The following is a 22,622-nucleotide window of genomic DNA, read 5'->3' as shown; positions in this document are numbered from 1 at the left end:
ACAAATGTATTCTTTTTTCTAGAAAAGAAATTTTTAACATTTAAAAATGTTAAATAAACTCACTAAAATGTCCGTTTACTTTAAAGGTACTGCAACTTTTACATCGTCCCATGCCATGGTTAAGGCTAAATTATCTGTAGAATTATCGAAAGAAATAGTAAATTCTTCAACAACATTATTTAATTTTTCAACCGGAACTTTTAAATCAACCACATCAAAATCTGGATCGCGCATTGCTTTCATCGTATCGTCTACGCCCCATTTGTATTGTTTTTTATTAAACATAACATGCCAAATGGTATCGTTTGGTACGGTCCAAAGTGTATATTTTCCTGGAGGTAAAGAATCTGTTCCTATTTTTAAAGCTTTATTTGTTTTAAAAGTTGTGGCTTCGTTAGCTCCAGTTCTCCAAACTTCATTATAAGGTACAAGACCTCCAAAGATTAAACGGTCACGTTTAGAGGGTCTATTATAAAAGACTTCTAATTTTAAGTCATTTAGTTTGTATTCTACTGTGTCCTTTGGACTTAGAACTTTACTAAAGGCTCCTTTTTCAAAATATGCATATAGAAAAATTCCTACAGCTACAAAGACTAAGAGTATCATGACCCACTTTAAAAATCTATTCATATACTAATTATTATTTAAGAGAATAAATATACTTTAAAAGATGACTAACATAAAGCAGAGTGCTTTAATTAATTCAAATTTAACAAGCTTTTAAAAAAAATGCTATCTTTTTGCAACACTTCCAAATAAAAGGTGTCTTTAAGATGTACACTAACCAAAAATACCATAAGTGAATTCATTTTCTATACATCTTGTAGAAGAATGTAAACGAAATAACCGTAAGGCGCAAATGCAGTTATACAACCAGTACTGCCAAGGCATGTATATTGTTGCCAAACGATTTATTTCGAATACAGCCGAAGCCGAAGATCTTGTGCAAGATGCTTTTATAAAGGCCTTTAGCAAATTGCATCAATTTAAAGGCGATGTCACTTTTGGTGCCTGGTTAAAACGTATTGTGGTCAATACATGTATTGATGCCTTGAAGTCAAAAAAACAGCATTTAGAAACACTAGACGAGGTGCACCTTAAAGTTATAGATGCGAATGATACAGATGACGATTGGCAGATTGATGATGCGGCCACAGTGCATGATGTGAAAGTGGTGATGGAAACCTTGCCCGAAAAATATAAATATGTTGTCATGTTATTTTTAATAGAAGGTTACGATCATCAAGAAATTTCTGAAATTTTAAATATTTCTGAAGTTGCATCACGCACACAATTATCTCGAGGGAAACAAAAATTACAAGAACTTTTAAAATCTAAACACTATGGCGCAAGATATTAGAGACTTATTTATGGCTGATAGGGCACAAGATAAAAACGATAGTATACCTGAAGGGCATGAAGCGCGCTTTTTGGATAAGTTGAATGCCTGTTTACCAGAAACTCCAGTAAAGTCGAAGGTTAATTGGGTGAAAATAGCTGTAAGTTTAGTGATTTTGTTGGGTTTGAGTTTTGGTGGTTATACGTATTTAAATTCAAATCAAGATAACAATAGTCAATCACCAACAATCACAGATGTCAATACAAAACCAGAAGTTAGAATAAAAACGTTAGGAGATTTGTCTCCAGATTTAAAGAAGGTAGAAGATTATTATTTAGCAAGTATTCATACCGAATTATCTAAAGTAGAACTGACTCCGGAAAACAAAGAGTTAATAGACGGTTATATTGAAAGACTTGAAGAATTATCTAACGAATACAAACGACTGTCTGAAGAATTAACGGCATCTGGTCCTAGTGAATTTACAGTAAACGCGTTAATAGACAACTTAAAATTGCGTTTGAATTTATTGTACCGTTTACGCGATCAATTAAAAACATTAAGTTCTGAAACTGTTGCCGAAGAAGCAACACAACACTCTTTTTAAAAAAATCAATCAAAAAATGAAACAGATTATTATAAAATCAATAACAAGTGTTCTGTTTTTGTGTTTCGTGTCTCATCACACACTAGCACAACAAAAACTGAACAAAGCCTCACAATCTTTAAAAGTAAATAAAGCGGTGACCATACAATTAGAGTCTAATTATACCACGGTTAAAATAGATACCTGGAATAAAGATATTATTGAAGTCGAAGCTTTTATTGAAAGTGATAAGCTAAGTAAAACCGATTTGCAAAAAGCCTTACAACAATGGAATGTAGATGTAAGTGGTTCAAATAATTTTGTAACCATAAGTTCTAAGAGTACCCAAAATGGGTGGGAAGACGATTATATTTTCGATTCTAATGCCATGTCTGCATTAAAAACATTAGAATTCGATTTAGCTCAAATTCCGCCAATGCCACCCATGCCAGATATGTCGCATGTATCTCATTTACCACAGCTGCCAACTATGCCGCAAGCTCCGGTAATGCCGCAATTGCCAGATTTACCTGAAGGGATTACTCAAGTAAATTTTGATTACGAACGCTATAAAGAAGAAGGGGAATCGTATTTGGAATCATGGAGTAAAATTTATCAGAAAAAATATGGTAAAGAGTATCAGGATAAAATGAAATCTTGGGCAAAACAGTTTAGTGCATCTGGTTTTAAAGAATATGAAAAGGAAATGGAAGCTTGGGGCGAGAAATTCGGAGAATCTTATGGCAAGCAAATGGAAGCTTGGGGAAAACAGTTTGAGGACGGGTTTGGAAAAGATTTCGAGAAAAGTATGGAAGCTTGGGGCGAATCGTTTGGTAAATCTTTTGAAAAACAAATGGAAGCTCAGGCACATGCCCAAGAAAGTAGAGCACGTGCCGAAGAGGCTAAAAGTCGTTTAGAAGTCAATCAAAGTAGTAAACCAGCACATTCTAATCTTAAAAAAACCATAATTATTCGTATGCCTAAAAAGGCCAATTTAAAAGTGAATGTAAAATACGGCGAATTACAATTTGTGTCTTTAATAGAAAATTTAAAGGCTGTAATGTCTCATACAAAATTAACAGCACAAACCATCGATGGAAGTCTGACTTCCATCGATGTGTCTTATGCACCCGTATCTATTGCGCAGTGGAATCAAGGAAATCTGATTTTAAATTATGTTGAACAGGCTAAATTATCTGAAGTAAATAGTATGGTTTTAAATTCAAATTCTTCTAGTATTCATTTGGGAAACATTTCTGGGAATACTATTATTAATGGTAGTTTTGGAGATTTAAAAATTAACGAGATTGCAGATAGTTTTCAAAATTTAAATATTGTATTAGATAATAGTGATGCTGTAATTAAGCTGCCAAACACAGCCTATAGTTTACAATACAACGGAAAACAGTCGCGTTTTAAACACCCAAAGAAAACAACTAGTGAAAATGCATCTACGTTTTCTACAGGGGATTTAAGTAGCAATAAATCAATTATTGTGAATGCAAAATTTAGTAAAGTATTGATGGAGTAGTTTAAAATACTTCCAAAAAAAAATCTAGACTATTTTACATAGCCTAGATCCTTTTATATTATGATAAAGCCTTTTGGCTTTTTTCTTATTCAGTAATTACCCAATCACCTTTTGCTAAAAGTGGCTCAGCTTGTTTGTATTTTACGGTTTTACTTTCTCCGTTCATTACATTCTTGATCGTCACTTTATCGTTTCTACCAATTTTTGGTCTGTCGCGAACAATAGTTTCTACAACTTCTGGTTGGCGTTGCGTTTGTCCAGCAGCTCTACTTTGTGACGCACGCTCATCTAAATTAGGAATTTCTTCTTTAGTCGTTTCTAATTTTTGCTTTTTAGGTGCTTGTTGTCTTTCCTCGCTAATTGCATTCTGATCTTCGCTTGGTAACTCTCCTTTAAATAAGAATGAAATCACGTCTTTATTGACTTGAGTGATCATGTCTTTAAATAATTCGAAAGCTTCAAACTTATAAATTAATAACGGATCTTTTTGTTCGTGAACCGCTAATTGAACAGATTGTTTTAACTCATCCATTTTACGTAAATGCGATTTCCAAGCATCGTCGATAATAGCTAACGTAATGTTTTTTTCAAAATCTGTAATTAATTGTTTTCCTTCAGTTTCATAAGCTTGTTGTAAATCTGTTACCACTTGTAACGTTTTAACACCATCTGTAAATGGCACTACAATACGCTTAAATTTATCGCTTTGTGTTTCGTAAACATTTTTAATGATTGGGAATGCAAGTTCTGCATTCTTAGCCATTTTAGTTTTGTAATAATCGAAAGCAGCTTTATAAACTTTAGCAGCAATGTCCTGTACGGTTAACTTATTAAATTCTTGTTCACTTACTGGATTGCTCATTGAAAAATAACGAATCACTTCAAAACCGAAATTCTTAAAGTCGTTTGCACCTTTATTCGTTTCAGCAATATTTTCAGCAGTATCGAAAATCATGTTTGCTAAATCTACGCTTAAACGTTCTCCAAATAAAGCATGGTGACGACGCTTATATACAACTTCACGTTGTGCATTCATAACATCATCATACTCTAATAAACGCTTACGAACACCAAAGTTATTTTCTTCAACTTTTTTCTGTGCACGCTCAATAGATTTTGAAATCATAGAATGCTGAATCACTTCACCTTCTTCTAATCCCATTTTATCCATCATTTTTGCAATACGCTCAGATCCGAATAATCGCATTAAGTTATCTTCTAATGACACATAGAATTGAGAACTTCCTGGATCTCCTTGACGACCTGCACGACCACGTAACTGACGGTCTACACGACGAGAATCATGACGTTCTGTACCAATAATGGCCAAACCACCAACTTTTTTAACTTCGTCTATTAACTTAATATCGGTACCACGACCAGCCATGTTAGTTGCAATAGTTACTTGTCCTGGCTTACCAGCTTCAGCAACAATATCTGCTTCTTTTTTATGTAACTTGGCATTTAAGACATTATGTGGCACTTTACGAATGCTAAGCATTTTTCCTAAAAGTTCACTAATTTCAACGTTTGTTGTACCAATTAATATTGGACGACCAGCTTGAGAGAGTTTAGTTACTTCGTCAATTACTGCATTGTATTTTTCACGTTTCGTTTTATAAACTAAATCTTCTCTGTCATCTCTTGCAATCGGACGGTTTGTTGGAATTTCTACAACATCTAATTTATAGATTTCCCAGAATTCACCAGCTTCTGTAATCGCAGTACCTGTCATACCAGACAGTTTACGATACATTCTAAAATAATTTTGAAGCGTTACTGTTGCAAATGTTTGTGTTGCTGCTTCAATTTTTACATTTTCTTTGGCTTCAATCGCTTGGTGTAATCCGTCACTATAACGACGTCCATCCATAATACGACCTGTTTGCTCATCGACAATCATAACCTTATTCTCCATAACCACATATTGAATGTCTTTTTCAAATAGGGCGTATGCTTTAAGCAACTGGTTTAAGGTATGAATACGTTCAGATTTTATACCGAAGTCTTTAAATAACTCTTCTTTTTCTTCAGCTTCTTGTTCCGCAGGTAAACCTTTAGCTTCAATTTTAGCCATTTCGATACCAATCTCAGGCATCACGAAAAAGTTAGGATCATCTTTACCAGAAAGGTATTCTACACCTTTATCTGATAATTCAATTTGATTATTTTTTTCATCGATTACATAAAACAACGCTTCGTCTACCTTAGGCATCTCGCGGTTGTTATCTTGCATGTAATGATTTTCTGTTTTCTGTAATAATTGACGGATTCCGTCTTCACTTAAAAACTTAATTAAGGCTTTGTTTTTAGGCATACCACGGTATACACGTAACAGTTGGAAACCTCCTTCTTTAGTGTCTCCACTAGCAATTAGTTTTTTTGCTTCTGCTAAAACTCCAGTTAAATACTTGCGTTGTACAGCAACAATATCATCTACTTTTGGTTTTAACTCTGTAAATTCTTGACGGTCTCCTTGCGGTATTGGTCCAGAAATGATTAACGGTGTACGTGCATCATCTACTAATACAGAATCGACTTCATCGACTATGGCATAGTGGTGCGGACGTTGTACTAAATCGTTTGGCGAATGTGCCATATTATCACGTAAATAATCGAAACCAAATTCGTTATTTGTACCGTAAGTAATATCTGCGTTGTATGCTTTTTTACGAGCATCTGAGTTTGGTTGGTGATAATCGATACAATCGATACTTAAACCATGAAATTCGAAAATAGGAGCCATCCACGCACTATCACGTTTTGCTAAATAATCATTCACGGTTACTAAGTGTACACCTCTTCCGGTTAACGCATTTAAATACATAGGTAAGGTGGCTACTAATGTTTTACCTTCCCCTGTATGCATCTCTGCAATTTTACCTTGGTGCATGGCAATACCACCAATAAGTTGGACATCGTAATGTACCATATCCCAAGTAATGGCTTTCCCTGCAGCATCCCAAGAGTTTGCCCAAACGGCTTTGTCGTCTTCTAAAACAACGTAGTCTTTTGTACCAGAGATTTCTCTGTCGAAAGCACTTGCTGTTACCGGAATATTTGTGTTGTCTTTAAATCGTTTAGCTGTTTCTTTAACAACAGCAAAAGCTTCAGGAAGAATGTCGTTTAATACGTCTTCTGTAGCAGCATAAGAGTCGTCTTTAATTTTATCAATTTCTTGATAAATATCTTCGCGTCTGTCTATGTCTTCGGTATTGTTAGCTTCTTCTAAAAGCTTTGAGATTTGATCTTCGAAAGGTTGTCTTCCTTCTGCAATTTTAGCTTTAAAAAAAGCGGTCTTTGCTCTTAATTCGTCATGCGATAAAGCTTCTAGCGCCTTTTCGAAGGTTTTAATTTTATTTACTAAAGGCATGATGGCTTTTACATCTTGCTTGGATTTATCTCCAACAAATACCTTAAGTACAGAATTTAAAAAATTCATGTGTATATGTGTTAATGGTTGTATTAAGTTTTGCAACTTAATAGATACAGTTATGTACTTTAAATGCGTTTAAAATATAGCACTCAAATATACGTTTTGTTGTTATGTTTAATAAAGAATAGCACAAAAAAAAGCCTCGATACGAGACTTTTTAACTTTTCTTTATATAATACTAATATTCATCCTCGTTCCAGAGATAATCTTCATCCGTAGGATAGTCAGACCATATCTCTTCAATGGAGTCGTACGAATCGCCTTCATCTTCAATGGATTGTAAATTTTCTACAACTTCTAAAGGTGCTCCAGTTCTAATTGCGTAGTCAATCAGCTCATCTTTAGTAGCTGGCCAAGGCGCATCGCTTAAATATGATGCTAATTCTAATGTCCAATACATCTGTAATTCGTTTTATTTTTTGCAAAAATAATTTTTTAGTTTAAATAGTCAAGAAAAAAATGAATTATTTCATCATTAAATTAAAGAACGACTTGTTTTTTCAAACAAATTGACTTCAAGCAGGTTATAAAACCCTTAAAACTTTAAATTATTGTTTTTCCGGAATCCACTTTACTTCGTCTGCTTGTAAGTCATGAGACAACTTTCGTGCCAACACAAAAAGGTAGTCAGAAAGGCGGTTTAAATAGGTTAACGTTTGCGGATTTAATGGTTCTATATCGTTTAGCTCTGAGGCTAAGCGTTCTGCTCTACGGCATACACAACGTGCAATATGACAGAATGACACGGTTTGGTGGCCACCAGGTAACACAAAATGCGTCATTGGTGGTAATTCTAAATTCATAGCATCCATTTCGTTTTCTAAGAGAATACTATTGGCATCTTCAATTTTTGGAATATTTAATCGTTCCTTACCATTTTTTAAAATCGCTTTTTCTGGAGGTGTTGCTAGCATCGCGCCAACGGTAAATAATCGATCTTGAATTACGATTAAGACTTCTTTATAAGCTGGATTAATATCTTGATCGCGTATAAGTCCGATGTAAGAGTTTAACTCGTCTACAGTGCCGTAACTTTCAATACGAATATGATGTTTAGGCACACGTGTGCCTCCAAAAAGTGCAGTTGTACCTTTATCGCCGGTTTTAGTATATATTTTCATGTAATGCTAACTTAAAATTAAAATGGTGTCTTTAGATTTTTGACACATTCCAAAGTTACATGGAAAATTTAGGCTTTAAAAATGAAATAAGATTTTGATTAAAGCATTTGAGGTTGAACAGTGATTTTTTCGTTTCTCGTATCGCTTTCAATAATACCATCTCTTAATCGAATAATTCTATGAGCATGCTCTGCGATATCTTCTTCGTGTGTTACTAAAATTACTGTATTGCCTTGTTCATGTATGGTATTGAAAAGACCCATAATTTCTACAGAGGTTTTAGAATCTAAATTTCCTGTAGGTTCATCGGCCAAAATTATTGAAGGTTTATTAACAAGAGCACGTCCTACAGCAACACGTTGACGTTGTCCTCCAGAAAGTTGGTTGGGTTTATGGTCCATTCGATCTGCTAATCCGACTTCTGTTAACACTTCTTCGGCTCGTTTTGTACGGTCGGCTTTCGAGTAACCTGCATAGACCATAGGTAATGCTACATTATCTAAAGCCGTTGTTCTTGGAAGTAAATTAAACGTTTGGAAAACGAATCCGATTTCTGTGTTTCTAATATCAGCTAACTCATCGTCTGTCATTTTACTAACATCTTTGCCATTTAAAACATAAGATCCCGCCGTTGGAGTATCTAAACACCCTAATAAATTCATGAGTGTAGATTTCCCAGAACCAGAAGGTCCCATAATCGCAATATAATCGCCTCGTTTAATGGTTAAATCTATACCTTTTAATACATGAACGGTTTCTTGTCCGAGTTTAAAATCGCGGATGATGTTGGTGATTTCAATGACGTTATCCATAAAATTGATGCTGATATTGGTTACTGCAAGATACAGGAATTTATATAAGAAATAAGACGCAGGACTTTACGATTTGTTACAAAATTGATAAATAAAACTGTAAAATTAACTTGACTAAGTTATAATCTTATCGTGAAATGTTCTTTGACTTGCTCTTTTCTGAAACATACAAATCCATATTGAAACGTATCTATAGTTACTTTTACTTTAGGGTGTTTTTTAATAAGTTCCCATGCTTCTGTCATGCCTTTAGACCAATAAATATCATCGAATACACATACGGTGTCATTGTGAATTTTAGGGAGTAATAATTCAAAATAAGTTAAAGTTGCCTCTTTATTATGATTGCCATCAAATAATATAAAATCGAAGGTCTCGTCTTTTAATTCAGGGATAACCTTGCTGAAATCTCCAACGCGAACTTTGGCATGCTTAATATTATTTTCTTTTAAATTCAGTGTGGTGAATTTTGCTATTTCGGGGCAACCTTCAATAGAGGTTACGTTTCCGTTTTTGTAACCTAGCGCTATGGCATGTGTAGAGATGCCAAGAGAGGTTCCTAATTCAAGGCTATTGTTAAATTTAAAATACTTTGCTAAACGATATAATAATTTAGCACGATTTAAAGATGCTCCAGAATGTTTAGCAATACTATTTATACTGCGAGTGTTGTTTTTTGTAAACTGAGAACCGGTACCTAGATCGGTGATTTCTATTAGAGTGTTGTTGTTTAAAAGCGCTTTTTTATAGTTTGTAATTAAAGCATAATCAGCATACTGTTTTTTGTCGTAAAAGCATTTTGTAACTAGGTTAAAGACAAAAGGGGAGTGCACCCCATGCTGATTTGTAGAGCGTTTTAAAAATTTTATATATTCTTGAATTTGATGCAGCACGATTTCTAAATTCGAATTGAAATTTTAACCTTCTAATTTTGCGGCAAGTTCAAACCAACGTTCTTCTTTCTCGTCTATTTCTTGGATTAGTTTTTCTAATTTCACAGAGAGTTCGTTAATCTGGTCTTGAGAGAGCTCAGGATTTAAAAACTTAGCTTCTAGTTCTGTTTTATCGAATGCTAACGATTTTAGTTTGCTTTCTATATTGTTATATTCCTTCTGTTCGTTATAAGATAATTTAGTACTAGAATCTTGTTTCCAATTCTTCTTTTCTTTTTTTTCGTCTGTAGGCGATGTTTCAGGACTGTCTTCATAAGCTCTAAAATCGCTATAGTTTCCAGGAAAATCTTCAACCACACCTTCGCCTCTAAAAACAAAAAGGTGATCTACAATTTTATCCATAAAATAACGGTCGTGAGTTACTACTAATAAACAACCCGGGAAATCTAATAAGAAATCTTCAAGAACGTTTAGCGTTACGATATCTAAATCGTTTGTGGGTTCATCCAGAATTAAGAAATTAGGATTCTGAATTAAAACGGTACATAAGTATAAACGTTTACGCTCTCCACCACTTAATTTTTCAACAAAATCGTATTGTTTTTTTCTATCGAATAAAAAGCGCTCTAATAATTGTTGTGCACTAATTTGACGTCCTTTTTTTAAAGGAATATAATCTCCAAACTCACGAACTACATCTATAACTTTCTGATCGGGTTTAACCTCTATTCCCGCTTGGGTATAATAACCAAACTTAACAGTCTCCCCAAGTGTTATTGTGCCACTATCTGGTTTAGCCGTTTCTGTTAAAATGTTTAGAAAGGTAGATTTTCCAGTACCATTTTTTCCGATAATACCTACACGTTCACCGCGCTGGAAATTGTAAGTAAATCCGTTTAAAATGGTTTTGTCTCCAAAAGATTTTTTTACGTTGTGTAATTCTACAATCTTATTTCCTAAACGCTCCATGTTAAGCTCTAACTCGATCTGATGGTCTTTACGGCGCTTACTGGCACGTTGTTTAATATCGTGAAAATCGTCTATTCTAGATTTCGATTTGGTAGTACGTGCTTTAGGTTGGCGACGCATCCAAGTTAATTCCTTTTTAAAAAGTTGTTTAGCTTTACCTGTTTCTACAGTTTCTTGAGTAATTCTTGCTTCTTTCTTTTCAAGGTAGTAGGAATAGTTTCCTTTATAACTATACATTTCGCCTTGGTCCAATTCTATAATTTCGTTACAGACACGTTCTAAGAAAAAACGGTCGTGCGTTACCATAAATAACGTCATGTTTTCTTTAGCAAAAAATAATTCTAACCATTCAATCATTTCTAAATCTAAATGGTTGGTAGGCTCATCTAAAATTAATAAATCAGGTTTATTAATTAAAGCATTCGCTAAGGCTAAACGTTTTTTTTGTCCTCCAGATAGCGTGCTTACTTTCTGTGAGAAGTTATCTAATTTTAATTTAGATAGAATTTGTTTGTATTGCGTTTCAAAGTCCCAAGCATTATATCGGTCCATTTGTTCAAATGCTTTTTGATAAGCATCTGCATCTTCCGTATTATGTAAAGCCGTTTCGTAATTTTTTATCACTTTTAAAATATCGTGATCCCCATCAAAAATAGTGGCTTCTACCGTTAGATTAGGATCTAAAACGGGTTCTTGTGGTAAGAAAGACACTGTAATATCTTTTCTAAAAATTATTTGTCCAGTATCTGGCTGATCAAGTCCTGAGAGAATGTTTAGAATCGATGTTTTTCCTGTTCCGTTTTTAGCTACAAAAGCAACTTTTTGATCTTTATGGATGCTAAAAGACAGGTTTTCGAATAACGTAAGTTCTCCGTAAGATTTAGCTATATTTTCTACTGTTAAATAATTCAAGTGTTTTCTATGTTTTAGAATTGATTTGCAAATATCCAAAAAGTAAACGATTAGTTTTTATATTCCTATCGAAAACTTATATTTGTCGCAAATATCTGACTTCTTTTCATGACCAAAAATTTTATAATCACTTGTGTTGTATTATGTCTTTCAATTACAGGATGCGTTCCTCATAAAGAAATGGTCTATTTACAACCTTCAGAAACAGTAAACGATTCTATTGCTAAAGTTGTTGCTGCTCAGGCACCTTACCGTATTCAGATCTATGATATTTTGAATATACGTGTGAAAGCCTTAGATCAAGATGCTGTACAAATTTTTAATCCGATGGGAGAAGATTTGTTAGATGCAAATAGTGATGAGCGTGCATATTTTGATGGGTTCACTGTAGATTTACACGGAGAAATAAGAGTGCCAGCGCTAGGTCGTATTAATGTTTTAGGCTATACCACCGAAGAAATAGAGAAGATTTTAGAAAAAAAATTACTTGAAGAGCAATTTAAAGAGACCGCAAATATTTTTGTAACAGTTAAATTAACAGGTTTACGTTATACGGTTAGTGGGGAAGTAGAAGCTCCTGGAACAAATACATTATTTCAAGATCGTGTAAATATTTTTGAAGCTATTGCCAACGCTGGAGAAATACCAATAACTGGAGATAGAAAAGATATTTTAATTATTAGACAATATCCACAAGGGCAAAAAATTCATCATTTAGACATTACGCGTGAAGATGTTATGAGTTCGCCATATTATTACATACAACCTAACGATATTATTTATGTTAAACCTTTACCTCAGAAATCTTGGGGAACTGGAGAAACAGGTGTGCAAACTTTAACGACAATTGCAACCATACTTACATTAGGAACTACAACTTTATTATTAATAGATCGCTTATAACGAATGACACAATACGAGTTTGATGATCAAGACCAAATGGAATCTGGAGGGATGACCTTCGATTTTAGAGGATATTTATTTAAGGTTCTTAACCTTTGGAAATTAGTACTTCTATGTATTGGTGTCGCATTAATTATAGCTTATCTTATAAATGTTAGAAAACAAAACATATATAGATTAGATTCATTAATTACTGTAGAAAACGATCAAAACCCATTTTTTACTGCAAACACCAGTATTTCTTTTAACTGGGGTGGTGTTTCTGGAAAAGTTGGTAAGGTAATTACTTCACTACAAACACGAACGCATAACGAATTGGTTGTAGATTCACTTCAGTTTTATGTCGATTATTTAAAAGAAGGGAAATATAGAAAAGAAGATATTTATAAAGATGCTCCATTCTTTGTAGAAATTGATAAAGATAAAGGTCAGCTTTTAAATCAGCCATTAGGGATACGATTTATAAATGCTACACAGTTTGAAATTTTTAATGAATTTGAAACTGAAGACGGACGTATGCAGTTTTATGGAGACAAGCATACAGAAACTGTACGTTTACCCATTGGAGTTTTTACTAAAACCTTTACTATAGGAAAACCTGTTGAGTTACCTTTTGTTCACTTTACACTGTTTACAAAGCCTGATCATACCATTTCTAATAATGAAGAATATTTTGTTAGATTTTTAAATTTCGATCAAGTCGTAAACGATTATAAAAATGCGGTTAAAACAGAACCCTTCTCTAAAGAATCTTCTTCTGTTTTAAAGTTATCCTTATCAGGACATAATAAAGCGAAAATTGTAGATTATTTAAATGCGACATCTGCCATTTTAAGCCGGACAGAGTTAGAACGAAAAAACTTATATGCAACCAATACCATTCGTTTTATAGACAGTAGTTTGGCTAGTGTAAATAATAGTTTAAAAGATGTCTCGGAAGAGATGAACACGTTTAGAAAGCAAAATAAAGTATTTGATGTAGATGCAGAAATGACTGAAGTGTCTTCGCGTTTAAGAGAATACGAAATGGCTAAAGAAATTGAGCAAACTAAGCTTAATTACTTAAACGCATTAGATGATTATTTACAAACGAAAACAAATTACATAAATATTGCAGCTCCATCTTCTGTTGGGATTGAAGAACCAAACATTCAACAAAGTGTAGGTAAAATAACGGCTTTAGCTATAGAACGCCAAAGTTTAGAATATACCATGAAAGAAGGGTCTAACTTGTTTAAAGATTTAGATCGTAGAATAGATGCAGAAAAGAAGGTATTATTAGAAACTATAGACGCCACTAAAAGAACGATAAGATTACAATTAAATAGTATTCAAAGACAGGCGGCTAACTTAGAGTCTAAATTGAGTAATTTACCTGAAGACCAACAACAATACTTGAAAATTCAGCGTAAGCTAGATATCAGTCAAGAAGCTTATAATATATACATGGCCAAACGTAGTGAAGCGGCTATTGTTAAAGCGGCTAATATTTCAGATATTACATCTATTGATGACGCTAAAGATATAGGAGGCGGATTAATTGGACCAAATAAATCGCTTAATTACATGATGGCGCTTATGGTTGGATTTTTCTTACCTATGCTTATGATCTTTATTATCTATTTATTAGATAATACCATTCATGGTTCTGATGAGGTAGAGCGTTTATCTCGTATACCTATTTTGGGTCTTATTGGAAAATATAAATACCATAACAATCTTGTGGTATTTGAAAAGCCAAAATCTGCAGTAGCAGAGTCTTTTAGATCGATTAGGTCGAGTATGCAATTCATCCTAAAAAAGCAAGATAATAAGTCTAATTTAGGAAAAACCATCATGATTACTTCGTCTGTAAGTGGAGAAGGGAAAACCTTTACGTCTATAAACATGGCTACGGTCTATGCGCTATCTGGTAAGAAAACCATATTATTAGGATTAGATTTACGTAAACCAAAAATATTTGGTGATTTCGGAATTACGAATGATTCGGGAATGGTTAATTATTTAATTGGAGAACACGATTTAGAGCGTGTTACCAGTCATACTAACGTAGATAATTTAGATATTATTCCTTCTGGTCCTGTACCTCCAAATCCATCAGAATTATTAATGAGTGATATGATGGCAGATCTAATAGATCAACTTCGTATAGATTACGATATGATTATTTTGGATACACCACCATTAGGTTTAGTTACAGATGCGTTACAACTGACTCAGTTTGCAGATGCTACAATTTTTATGGTAAGATTAGATTATACCAAGAAAGGAATGTTGTCATTAATTAATGCGAAATACCGTATGGGAGAAGTTAAAAACATAAGTTTTGTACTAAACTTCTACAAGCATAAAACCAATCATAATTACGGTTATGGCTATGGTTACGGTTATGGTTACGGTTATGGCTATGGCGTGTACGGAAACGCATACCACGAAAAAGATAAAAAGAGTGGTATTATTGGTAAATTAAAAGAATATATAAAGAAGTCTTAATTTAGATTGCAATAGCCGATTGTATAGGTGCTTTTAATAATTCACTTTGTAAAATCTTTTGTGTATGCATAGTGTCTTGTTGCGGGATTAAAAAACGCTCCAAGTCTTCGGTGTGCATAATTTGTTCTGTGGTGTCTATAAATCCGTAGCCTTTGTAAAATCCATCTTTTATTAAAACAAATGCAGACTCTTCTTGATGACGTCCAGTTTGTTTTAAAACCAATTCTTGATTACTATATTTAATGGCTTCAATAGCTTCATTAACTCTCAAGTTATATTTTTCTGCAGTTTCTGTTTGTTTACAAATCCCTTTGCATGTATTAATTTCATAATGAGAGCATACAGTAGCTCCTTCTTGTAAATGACAGTATTTAGGGCATAAATTAAATGCCTTACAGTATTTTTCTAATTGCTGTCTGCAATCTGTTATGGAGTAATATATTTTAAGCGGATTAGGAGCAGATTTTAAGGTGTTATATGCTAAATGTTTAATACCATCTCTATCTTCATAACTAAATATAGCAAATGCTTTGGGGTTGCGTTTGGCGGCTTGATTGAATTCTGGATAATGAGCTTTTAGAGCGGCATCTTCCATAAGTAATGCGATGAGTTCGCTTCCCGATAATTCAAAAGTAATATCAGCCGTTTCCCGACAAAGATTCATCTCTTTATCCGATTTATTATAAAAATGACTTAAGACGCGTTTTTTTAAATCTTTTGCTTTTCCAACATAAAGTATAGTGCCTTTTTTATTTTTGAAAAAATAAATTCCGGGTTTGTTAGGAATGGCATTAAAAACAGCGCTAGGTAAATTAGGAGGTAAAGTGGCCTCTTTAGACGAAGGTTTTAAAAAATCTTTAATTACCGTGTCTGCTTGTTCTTTAGCTAGTAATAATTCAAATAGAATAACTGTAGCTTCAGCATCTCCTTTAGCACGGTGTCTGTCAAAAACATCGATGTTAAGTGCTGTACATAATTTTCCTAAACTATAAGACTGATGGCCAGGAATTAATTTTCTGGATAACCGTATTGTACAAAGTTTTTTTCGTTTAAATTCTATATCCAATTCTTTAAAAGCATTGCGGATGATATTGTAATCGAAATTTACATTATGAGCCACAAAAATAGAATCTTCTGTAATATCTAATACGTGTTGCGCTATTTCAGCAAAGGTTGGCGCATCGGCCACCATTCTATTATCTATACCTGTAAGAGTTGTAATATATGGTGGAATTTGAGCCTCTGGATTTACTAAAGACGTAAATTCTTCAATAATCTGTGTCCCATCATGTTTTAAAATCGCAATCTCGGTAATTTTATTTCCGCTACCGTTTGTTTCAATATCTATAACTGTATACATTATTGTATCATTTTTTCTAAAGCTTTCAACTCTACTCCAAGCTCGTTAAACATTCTTATAATACTACTCATTTGTAGTTCATGCTGGTCGTATTCTTGTGTATTTATACAGCATGTAAATTCCCATAATTCTAAAATATCTTCTGCTGGGACTAAATACGGCGCATAGCTTTTATTATCTGACACTAAAAGCAAACAGTTGTTCTCTTTAATCTGATTGTAAACACGTTTGTAAACCATGCCTTGCGAGGCTGTTAAAACAACATATGTCCGTCCGTTTTGCAGGTCTCTTAAATCTTCTATAAATTGTCCAACAACAAAAGAACCATCTTTTAAGGGGAGCATAGAATCGCCTTTAATAGGGAATGCTCTGTGCTTTCCTGTTGGTAAGAAAGGTAGTTTTATTTTTTGTAATTGGTCGATATACTCCGGATCGTCGTAACCGTTTAAATATCCGGCAGAAGCTTTTACAGGCACTACTTCAATTAAATCATCGTCTTCTAGATCGACTACCATTGGAAAAAGAATACGATTAGTTCCTACATTTAAAAAAGACCCGTCTTTAGTTTTACTTAAATCTGTGCGCAATAAAATATCTATTGGAAGTTTAAAATAATCTGAAAATGCAATTAACATGTCTATTGAAGGTTCTGAGCGTGCTTCCTCATAAGATCCAATTCTAGATCGAGTAATCTTTAAATCTTTAGCAAGAGCCTCTTGAGAAAGTTTTTTAAGTGTCCTTAAATGGCGAATATTAGAAGCAATCATATATAAATAATTTTATACGTAAGAAACGGTTGGTTTATATAGTAGTAATTAATGATTGTAAATGTAGCGAAATTATTATTCTGAAAAAACAAAAAAATGAGACTGAAAGGAAAAGAATTAATATCCCTTTTATTAATGATTATTATGAAATTTAATGCAAGGTAAGAGGTTGATATATAGTGTGTCAGTATTTTATTATTTGAAAAATCTTTCGGTTTAAACCAAAAAAAAGAGGCATTTGCCTCTTTTTAAACTGTTATTTTTTATCGTCTTTATGTCGTTTTTTGTATTCTTCGAAGAGTTTTTTTCTAAAATCGTCTTCAGATTTTTTAAGAATGATTATTTTTTTAGCAGGTATAATCTTCTTTAAGTCTTTTACATATTGATTATATAATTGAAGTCTTTTTTCGTTAGACTGCACCATATTATTTAAAAGGTTGTTAGCTTCAGATTCAGACAAATCGTTTAAATTAATATCCTTTCTTTGTGCTCTCATTTCATCTCTTAATGCGTCATTTTCCTCTTCATAAGCATTATAAATGGGCCAGAATTTTTGAGCTTCAGATTTAGACAAATCTAATTTTTCTGTTATAAAAGCTATTTTTAGTGTCTTTACTTTTTCGTCTTTAGTTTGTGCAAATACATTTACACTACATAAGGCAATTAATAAAATGATATATCCTTTTTTCATAAGTTAAGTTTAATTGTCTAAGAGGTCTTCTAAATCAACTTCACTTTCAATATAGTAATCTATAGAGGCATCGCTTAAAGCACTGTTTAAAATGTCGTTTTCGAATACATCAGAATCTGTTATTAATGTTGCCATTTCCGAAGTATTTAATTCTTCGCTTAAAATAAAAGATTCTAGGGTGTCGTTGTTTATTGAACTAATAGAATGGGTTTGATTTTTAGAAAATGTAAGCGTAAACATAAGTGCCAAACAGGCTGCTATACTGGCAGCATATGCCCATGGTTTTATATTTAAAGTTCTAACTTTTGTTGTCGATTTAGAATGAAATTTAGTTAGAATTTCATCTTCTAAAGTATCAAAATAATAGTCTGGAACTTTAAAACCGTGGTCTGAGACTTTGTCTTGCAGTTTAGCTTCATTTAAAATGGAATCCTCAAGAGTATTAAAATAATCTTTTGGCATTTTAAACCCAGCGGTTTTATCGTTATGTAAGTCTTTCAGTTTCATCTTAATGCTTAGACTGTGTTTTTGTTCAAAGGTTTAATCATGTGTTAAATAGTCTTCAATTTTTTTTACTGCTAAATGATAAGAGGCCTTTAATGCGCCTTCACTAGTTTCTAAAATCTCAGACATATCCTTATACTTTATGTCTTCAAAATACCTCATATTAAAAACTAATTGTTGTTTGTGAGGTAATTTTGCAATAGCTTGTTGTAATTTATATTGAATCTCATCACCTTCAAAATAGACGTCTGATTGTAAGTGATCCAAAGCTAATTGCTGTGTCTCTTCGTTTGTTATTTGTAACAGTTTTGCTCTTTTATTTATGAAAGAAATGGCTTCGTTAGTTGCTATTCTATACATCCAAGAGTACAATTTACTGTCTCCGTTAAACGAATTTATATTTCTAAAAATTTTGATGAATGTATTTTGTAATACATCATCCGTGTCGTCGTGAGATTTCACAATATTACGAATGTGCCAATACAGCCGTTCTTTATAAAGACTAATAAGGTCTTTAAAAGCTGAATCTCTGCTAGCATCAGATTTTAGTTGCTCTAAAAGTTGAGACTCGTTAATCATTCATACGTTTTATACTTAGACTTCTTAAGTTATTAAAAGTTTAACTTGTAGCTGTAAATTTCGGAATAAAGTTTGAAACTTGGTTATAAAAAAAGGATAAACATGTTTTAATATGCTTATCCTTTTTATGAATTAATTTGGTTTATGTGTTATTCAAAACTTTGCATGTGGACCAATTTATTGTAAACATTGTCTTTTTTAATTAACTCGTCGTGCGTGCCTTGTTCTACAATTTCTCCTTTTTGCATGACCACAATTAGGTCTGCACTTTGGATGGTTGATAAACGGTGAGCGATAACAATAGATGTTCTGTTTTTCATCATATTCTCTAAAGCATCTTGTACCAAACGTTCACTTTCTGTATCTAAAGCAGAAGTGGCTTCGTCTAGAATCATGATTGGTGGATTCTTTAATACGGCACGAGCTATACTTAATCGTTGCTTTTGTCCGCCAGATAATTTATTTCCAGAATCACCAATATTGGTTTCTATACCAAGCGGTAAATCTTTCACAAATTCCCAAGCATTTGCGATTTTTAAAGCGTCGATAATTTCTTCGTCTGTAGCATTTTCTTTCCCTAGTAGGATATTGTTTTTAATGGTGTCGTTAAACAAAATTGAATCTTGAGTAACTAAGCCCATTAAACTACGGAGCGATTGTTTTGTTAAATCTTTAATATCGTCGCCATCTATAGTAATAGTCCCCTGATTAACATCGTAAAAACGGGTAACAAGATTGGCAATGGTACTTTTTCCACTACCAGATTGGCCAACAAGCGCAACACTTTTTCCTTTAGGAACTTTTAAAGTGAAGTGTTTTAAGACCATTTCATCATCATATTTAAACGAGATATTGTTTAATGAAATATCACTTGTAAAGTCCGATTTTACTTTTGCATTAGGTTTATCTTCTAAAACAGATTCTGTATTTAAAATTTCTAAAACACGATCTGCAGCTGCGTTCCCAGCTTTAACCTTATAACTTGCTTTACTAATATCTTTTGCAGGTGTTAGTATTTGGTAAGCCAAAGCCATATAGGTTATAAATGCACCACCAGACAAGGTTTTCTCAATTAAAACCATACTACCTCCGTACCATAATAAGGCCGCAATAGTTACAATACCTAAAAATTCACTGGTTGGAGATGCTAAGTTTTGTCTGTTTAAAAGTGTGTTCGAAAAATGATAAAACCGATTTGTAGAATCTTGAAATTTGTCATTAAACTTCTGTTCTGCATTAAAACCTTTAATCACCTTTAATCCGCCTAATGTTTCTTCTAATGTTGAAATAAAAACACCCTGCTCGGTCTGTACCTTATTCGATTTACGTTTTAAACTTTTTCCAATTCTAGAAATAATAAATCCAGCGACAGGAATAAATAAAAATACAAATATGGTCAGTTTAGATGAAATCGTAAACATGGTAATAATGGCGAAAACGATGGTTAAAGGTTCTTTAACTATAAGCTCTAAAATAGCTAGTAAAGAGTTTTTAACTTCGTTTACGTCTCCTGAAATACGAGCAATAATATCTCCTTTCTTTTTTTCAGAATAATAAGAGATTGGTAAGGTGATAACCTTATCGTAAATGGCATTTCTTAAATCTTTTAAAACACCATTTCTTAAAAATGTAATTGAAAATAAAGCTAAATAATTGAATATGTTTTTAAGCAAGAATAAACTAATAATAAGTACAATCATGTAAAAAAGAGTGCGTTGCGGCCCTTCGTTAGCATTGGTTGTTGTTACAAAATAGTTTAAAAAAGCTTCACCATATGCTTTTAAATGCGTAATACCTTGATAAACAGGTTTTACGGTTACTTTTTCAGTTTCTCCAAATAATACATTAATCATAGGCATTAAAGACACCATAGCTAAGGTGCTAAAAAACGCATATAATATGTTAAAGAAAATATTTAAGTAACCGTATTTTTTATACGGAATTATAAAGCGTGATAGTTTTTTTAGATACTCCATTAACTAAGCTTCATATCTTTTATAATTGCGTCAATTTTAGCTTCAAGTTTTGCTTCTGTTGCTTTAAAATTAGCAGTACTATCTAATGGTGTGTTTGCGCTAATATAAAATTTAATTTTAGGCTCTGTTCCACTTGGTCTTAAGGCCACTTTACTACCATCTTCTGTATAGTAAATAATAACATTAGATTTCGGAATGTCTATCGTGTCTTCTTTACCTGTTGCTAAATATTTAACGGTTGCTGTTTGGTAATCTTCTACGCTTACCACTTTAGATCCGTTAATTTCTGATACAGGGTTTTCACGAGCATCAGCCATCATTTGAGTAATTTCTTGAGCACCTTCAATGCCTTTTTTAGTTAAAGAAATTAAACGCTCTTTATATAAATCATGCGCTACATAAAGATCTAATAAATCTTGATACATAGAACCTCCGTTTGCCTTGGCATGTGCTGCAATTTCGCAAGCTAATAGGGTCGAGGTTACTGCATCTTTATCGCGAACAAAGTCACCAACTAAATACCCAAAACTTTCTTCACCACCACCAACATACGTTTGTTCCGGGAAGTCTTTAATCATTTTAGCGATCCATTTAAAACCAGTCAGTCCAATTTTATAATCTACATCGTAAGCTTTTGCTAATTGATGCATCATTGGAGTTGATACTATTGTAGAAGCAATGAATTCGTTGCCTTTAAGTTTTCCTTTAGCTTTCCATTGTTTAAGAAGGAAATCTGTCATTAATAACATGGTCTGATTTCCGTTTAAAAGAATCATCTTACCATCTAAATCACGAACAGCAACACCTAAACGGTCACAATCAGGATCTGTACCAATAACAATATCTGCTTGTGTTTCTTCTGCTAAATCTAAAGCCATTTTTAAAGCTTCAGGCTCTTCTGGATTAGGAGATTTTACGGTTGGGAAATCGCCATTTGGTACTTCTTGTTCTTTTACAATATGTACGTGGTTGTAACCTGCTTGTTTTAGTGTTTGAGGTACAGATGTTACAGATGTTCCGTGAAGTGGTGTAAAAACAACTTTTAATCCTTTTCTTGCTTCTGGTGTTGTATAGCTACCATTTTCAATAGATGCTTCAATAAAAGCATTGTCTACATCTTTACCTATATAATGAATTAAATCTGCATTTTCTTCAAACTTAACTTCAGAATAATCTAAAGCATCTATCACTTTTACAATTAAATCGTCATGCGGAGGAACTAATTGCCCACCATCTTGCCAATATACTTTGTATCCGTTATATTCTGGTGGATTATGAGATGCTGTTAACACAATCCCACAGTGGCAGTTTAAGTGTCTTACAGCAAAAGATAATTCTGGTGTTGGACGTAAATCTTCGAAAAGATAAACTTCTATATTATTCGCAGAAAAGACATCTGCAACAACTTTTGCTAATGTTTTACTATTATGTCTACAGTCGTAAGCAATGGCTACTTTTACAGTTTCGTCTGGGAAACTTTTGTGTAAATAGTTGCTTAAACCTTGAGTGTTTTTTCCTAAAGTATATTTGTTAATTCGGTTTGTACCTATGCCCATTATACCTCGCATACCACCAGTTCCAAATTCTAAGTCTTTGTAAAAACTTTCTTTTAATTCTGTTGGATTGTTTGCAATTAAGTCTTTAATGTACGTTTGTGTATCTTCATCAAAGGCAGGTGTTAACCATGTGTTTACGCGTTCTAATAATTCTGGTTCAATGTAAATCATAATGTTTTAAATATATAGTAAGC

At 33.1% G+C, this 22,622-nt stretch carries 19 protein-coding genes; 5 read left to right on the top strand and 14 right to left on the bottom strand.

The annotated features are described in order from the left end of the window. Positions 1-75: 75 nt before the first annotated feature. Positions 76-630, bottom strand: a complete 555-nt coding sequence (locus AST99_RS01660) for a DUF2911 domain-containing protein (RefSeq protein ID WP_057778466.1) — start codon at positions 628-630, stop codon at positions 76-78. A gap of 229 nt (positions 631-859) precedes the next feature. Between AST99_RS01660 and AST99_RS01655 the strand changes: the two genes are divergently transcribed. From AST99_RS01655 to AST99_RS01645, 3 genes are read left to right on the top strand one after another with little or no spacing between them, the layout of a single operon-like run. Then, the gene (locus AST99_RS01655) at positions 860-1,360 is read left to right on the top strand and encodes an RNA polymerase sigma factor (protein ID WP_057778464.1); all 501 of its coding nucleotides are present in this window, start codon (positions 860-862) and stop codon (positions 1,358-1,360) included. Then, on the top strand, positions 1,344-1,946 hold the full coding sequence (locus tag AST99_RS01650; RefSeq protein ID WP_057778462.1) for a hypothetical protein: 603 nt from the start codon (positions 1,344-1,346) through the stop codon (positions 1,944-1,946). Before AST99_RS01655 ends, AST99_RS01650 begins: the two co-directional genes overlap by 17 nt. Positions 1,947-1,962: 16 nt before the next feature. After that, positions 1,963-3,456, top strand: coding sequence for a DUF4097 family beta strand repeat-containing protein (locus AST99_RS01645; RefSeq protein ID WP_057778460.1), 1,494 nt, complete (start codon positions 1,963-1,965; stop codon positions 3,454-3,456). Positions 3,457-3,541: 85 nt separating this feature from the next. On the opposite strand, the gene secA is transcribed toward AST99_RS01645, so the two are convergent. From secA to AST99_RS01615, 6 genes are all read right to left on the bottom strand, one after another. Beyond that, a complete protein-coding gene (secA, locus tag AST99_RS01640) occupies positions 3,542-6,898 on the bottom strand; it encodes a preprotein translocase subunit SecA (RefSeq protein WP_057778458.1) in 3,357 nt (1,118 codons plus the stop codon). Positions 6,899-7,070: 172 nt separating this feature from the next. Continuing rightward, positions 7,071-7,292 (bottom strand): DUF2795 domain-containing protein, encoded by a 222-nt coding sequence (locus AST99_RS01635; protein ID WP_019387375.1) that lies wholly within the window; start codon positions 7,290-7,292, stop codon positions 7,071-7,073. Between the two features lie 148 nt (positions 7,293-7,440). Continuing rightward, positions 7,441-8,013, bottom strand: coding sequence for a cob(I)yrinic acid a,c-diamide adenosyltransferase (locus AST99_RS01630; RefSeq protein WP_057778456.1), 573 nt, complete (start codon positions 8,011-8,013; stop codon positions 7,441-7,443). Positions 8,014-8,111: 98 nt separating this feature from the next. After that, positions 8,112-8,825: an ABC transporter ATP-binding protein gene (locus AST99_RS01625; RefSeq protein WP_057778455.1), complete on the bottom strand. Its 714-nt coding sequence runs from the start codon at positions 8,823-8,825 to the stop codon at positions 8,112-8,114. A gap of 119 nt (positions 8,826-8,944) precedes the next feature. Then, complete coding sequence (locus AST99_RS01620) at positions 8,945-9,718, bottom strand: O-methyltransferase (RefSeq protein WP_057778453.1); 774 nt, start codon at positions 9,716-9,718, stop codon at positions 8,945-8,947. Between the two features lie 24 nt (positions 9,719-9,742). Continuing rightward, complete coding sequence (locus AST99_RS01615) at positions 9,743-11,599, bottom strand: ABC-F family ATP-binding cassette domain-containing protein (RefSeq protein WP_057778451.1); 1,857 nt, start codon at positions 11,597-11,599, stop codon at positions 9,743-9,745. A gap of 180 nt (positions 11,600-11,779) precedes the next feature. Between AST99_RS01615 and AST99_RS01610 the strand changes: the two genes are divergently transcribed. Beyond that, a complete protein-coding gene (locus tag AST99_RS01610) occupies positions 11,780-12,502 on the top strand; it encodes a polysaccharide biosynthesis/export family protein (RefSeq protein ID WP_307415065.1) in 723 nt (240 codons plus the stop codon). 3 nt (positions 12,503-12,505) lie between these two features. Then, a complete protein-coding gene (locus AST99_RS01605; protein ID WP_057778447.1) occupies positions 12,506-14,995 on the top strand; it encodes a polysaccharide biosynthesis tyrosine autokinase in 2,490 nt (829 codons plus the stop codon). A gap of 1 nt (position 14,996) precedes the next feature. Here AST99_RS01605 and AST99_RS01600 read toward each other — a convergent pair whose 3' ends face one another. The 7 genes from AST99_RS01600 to AST99_RS01570 all read right to left on the bottom strand — a co-directional run bounded on the left by AST99_RS01600 (position 14,997) and on the right by AST99_RS01570 (position 22,599). Then, positions 14,997-16,358 carry an exonuclease domain-containing protein gene (locus AST99_RS01600; RefSeq protein ID WP_057778445.1) on the bottom strand — a complete coding sequence of 454 codons (1,362 nt, stop codon included), beginning with the start codon at positions 16,356-16,358 and terminating at the stop codon, positions 14,997-14,999. Then, on the bottom strand, positions 16,355-17,122 hold the full coding sequence (locus tag AST99_RS01595; RefSeq protein ID WP_057778443.1) for an XRE family transcriptional regulator: 768 nt from the start codon (positions 17,120-17,122) through the stop codon (positions 16,355-16,357). Before AST99_RS01595 ends, AST99_RS01600 begins: the two co-directional genes overlap by 4 nt. Positions 17,123-17,378: 256 nt before the next feature. Continuing rightward, positions 17,379-17,813: a hypothetical protein gene (locus AST99_RS01590; protein WP_057778441.1), complete on the bottom strand. Its 435-nt coding sequence runs from the start codon at positions 17,811-17,813 to the stop codon at positions 17,379-17,381. Positions 17,814-17,822: 9 nt separating this feature from the next. Beyond that, the gene (locus tag AST99_RS01585; protein ID WP_057778438.1) at positions 17,823-18,320 is read right to left on the bottom strand and encodes a hypothetical protein; all 498 of its coding nucleotides are present in this window, start codon (positions 18,318-18,320) and stop codon (positions 17,823-17,825) included. 33 nt (positions 18,321-18,353) lie between these two features. Further along, positions 18,354-18,896 (bottom strand): RNA polymerase sigma factor, encoded by a 543-nt coding sequence (locus AST99_RS01580; RefSeq protein WP_057778436.1) that lies wholly within the window; start codon positions 18,894-18,896, stop codon positions 18,354-18,356. Positions 18,897-19,045: 149 nt separating this feature from the next. Beyond that, positions 19,046-20,872 (bottom strand): ABC transporter ATP-binding protein, encoded by a 1,827-nt coding sequence (locus tag AST99_RS01575; protein WP_057778434.1) that lies wholly within the window; start codon positions 20,870-20,872, stop codon positions 19,046-19,048. Beyond that, complete coding sequence (locus AST99_RS01570) at positions 20,872-22,599, bottom strand: phospho-sugar mutase (protein WP_198151371.1); 1,728 nt, start codon at positions 22,597-22,599, stop codon at positions 20,872-20,874. Before AST99_RS01570 ends, AST99_RS01575 begins: the two co-directional genes overlap by 1 nt. Positions 22,600-22,622 lie beyond the last annotated feature (23 nt).

Source organism: Formosa algae (assembly GCF_001439665.1).
Lineage (GTDB): Bacteria > Bacteroidota > Bacteroidia > Flavobacteriales > Flavobacteriaceae > Formosa > Formosa algae.
The sequence above is the reverse complement of the archived record's forward strand: the minus strand, read 5'-3'. Positions and strand labels throughout refer to the sequence as shown.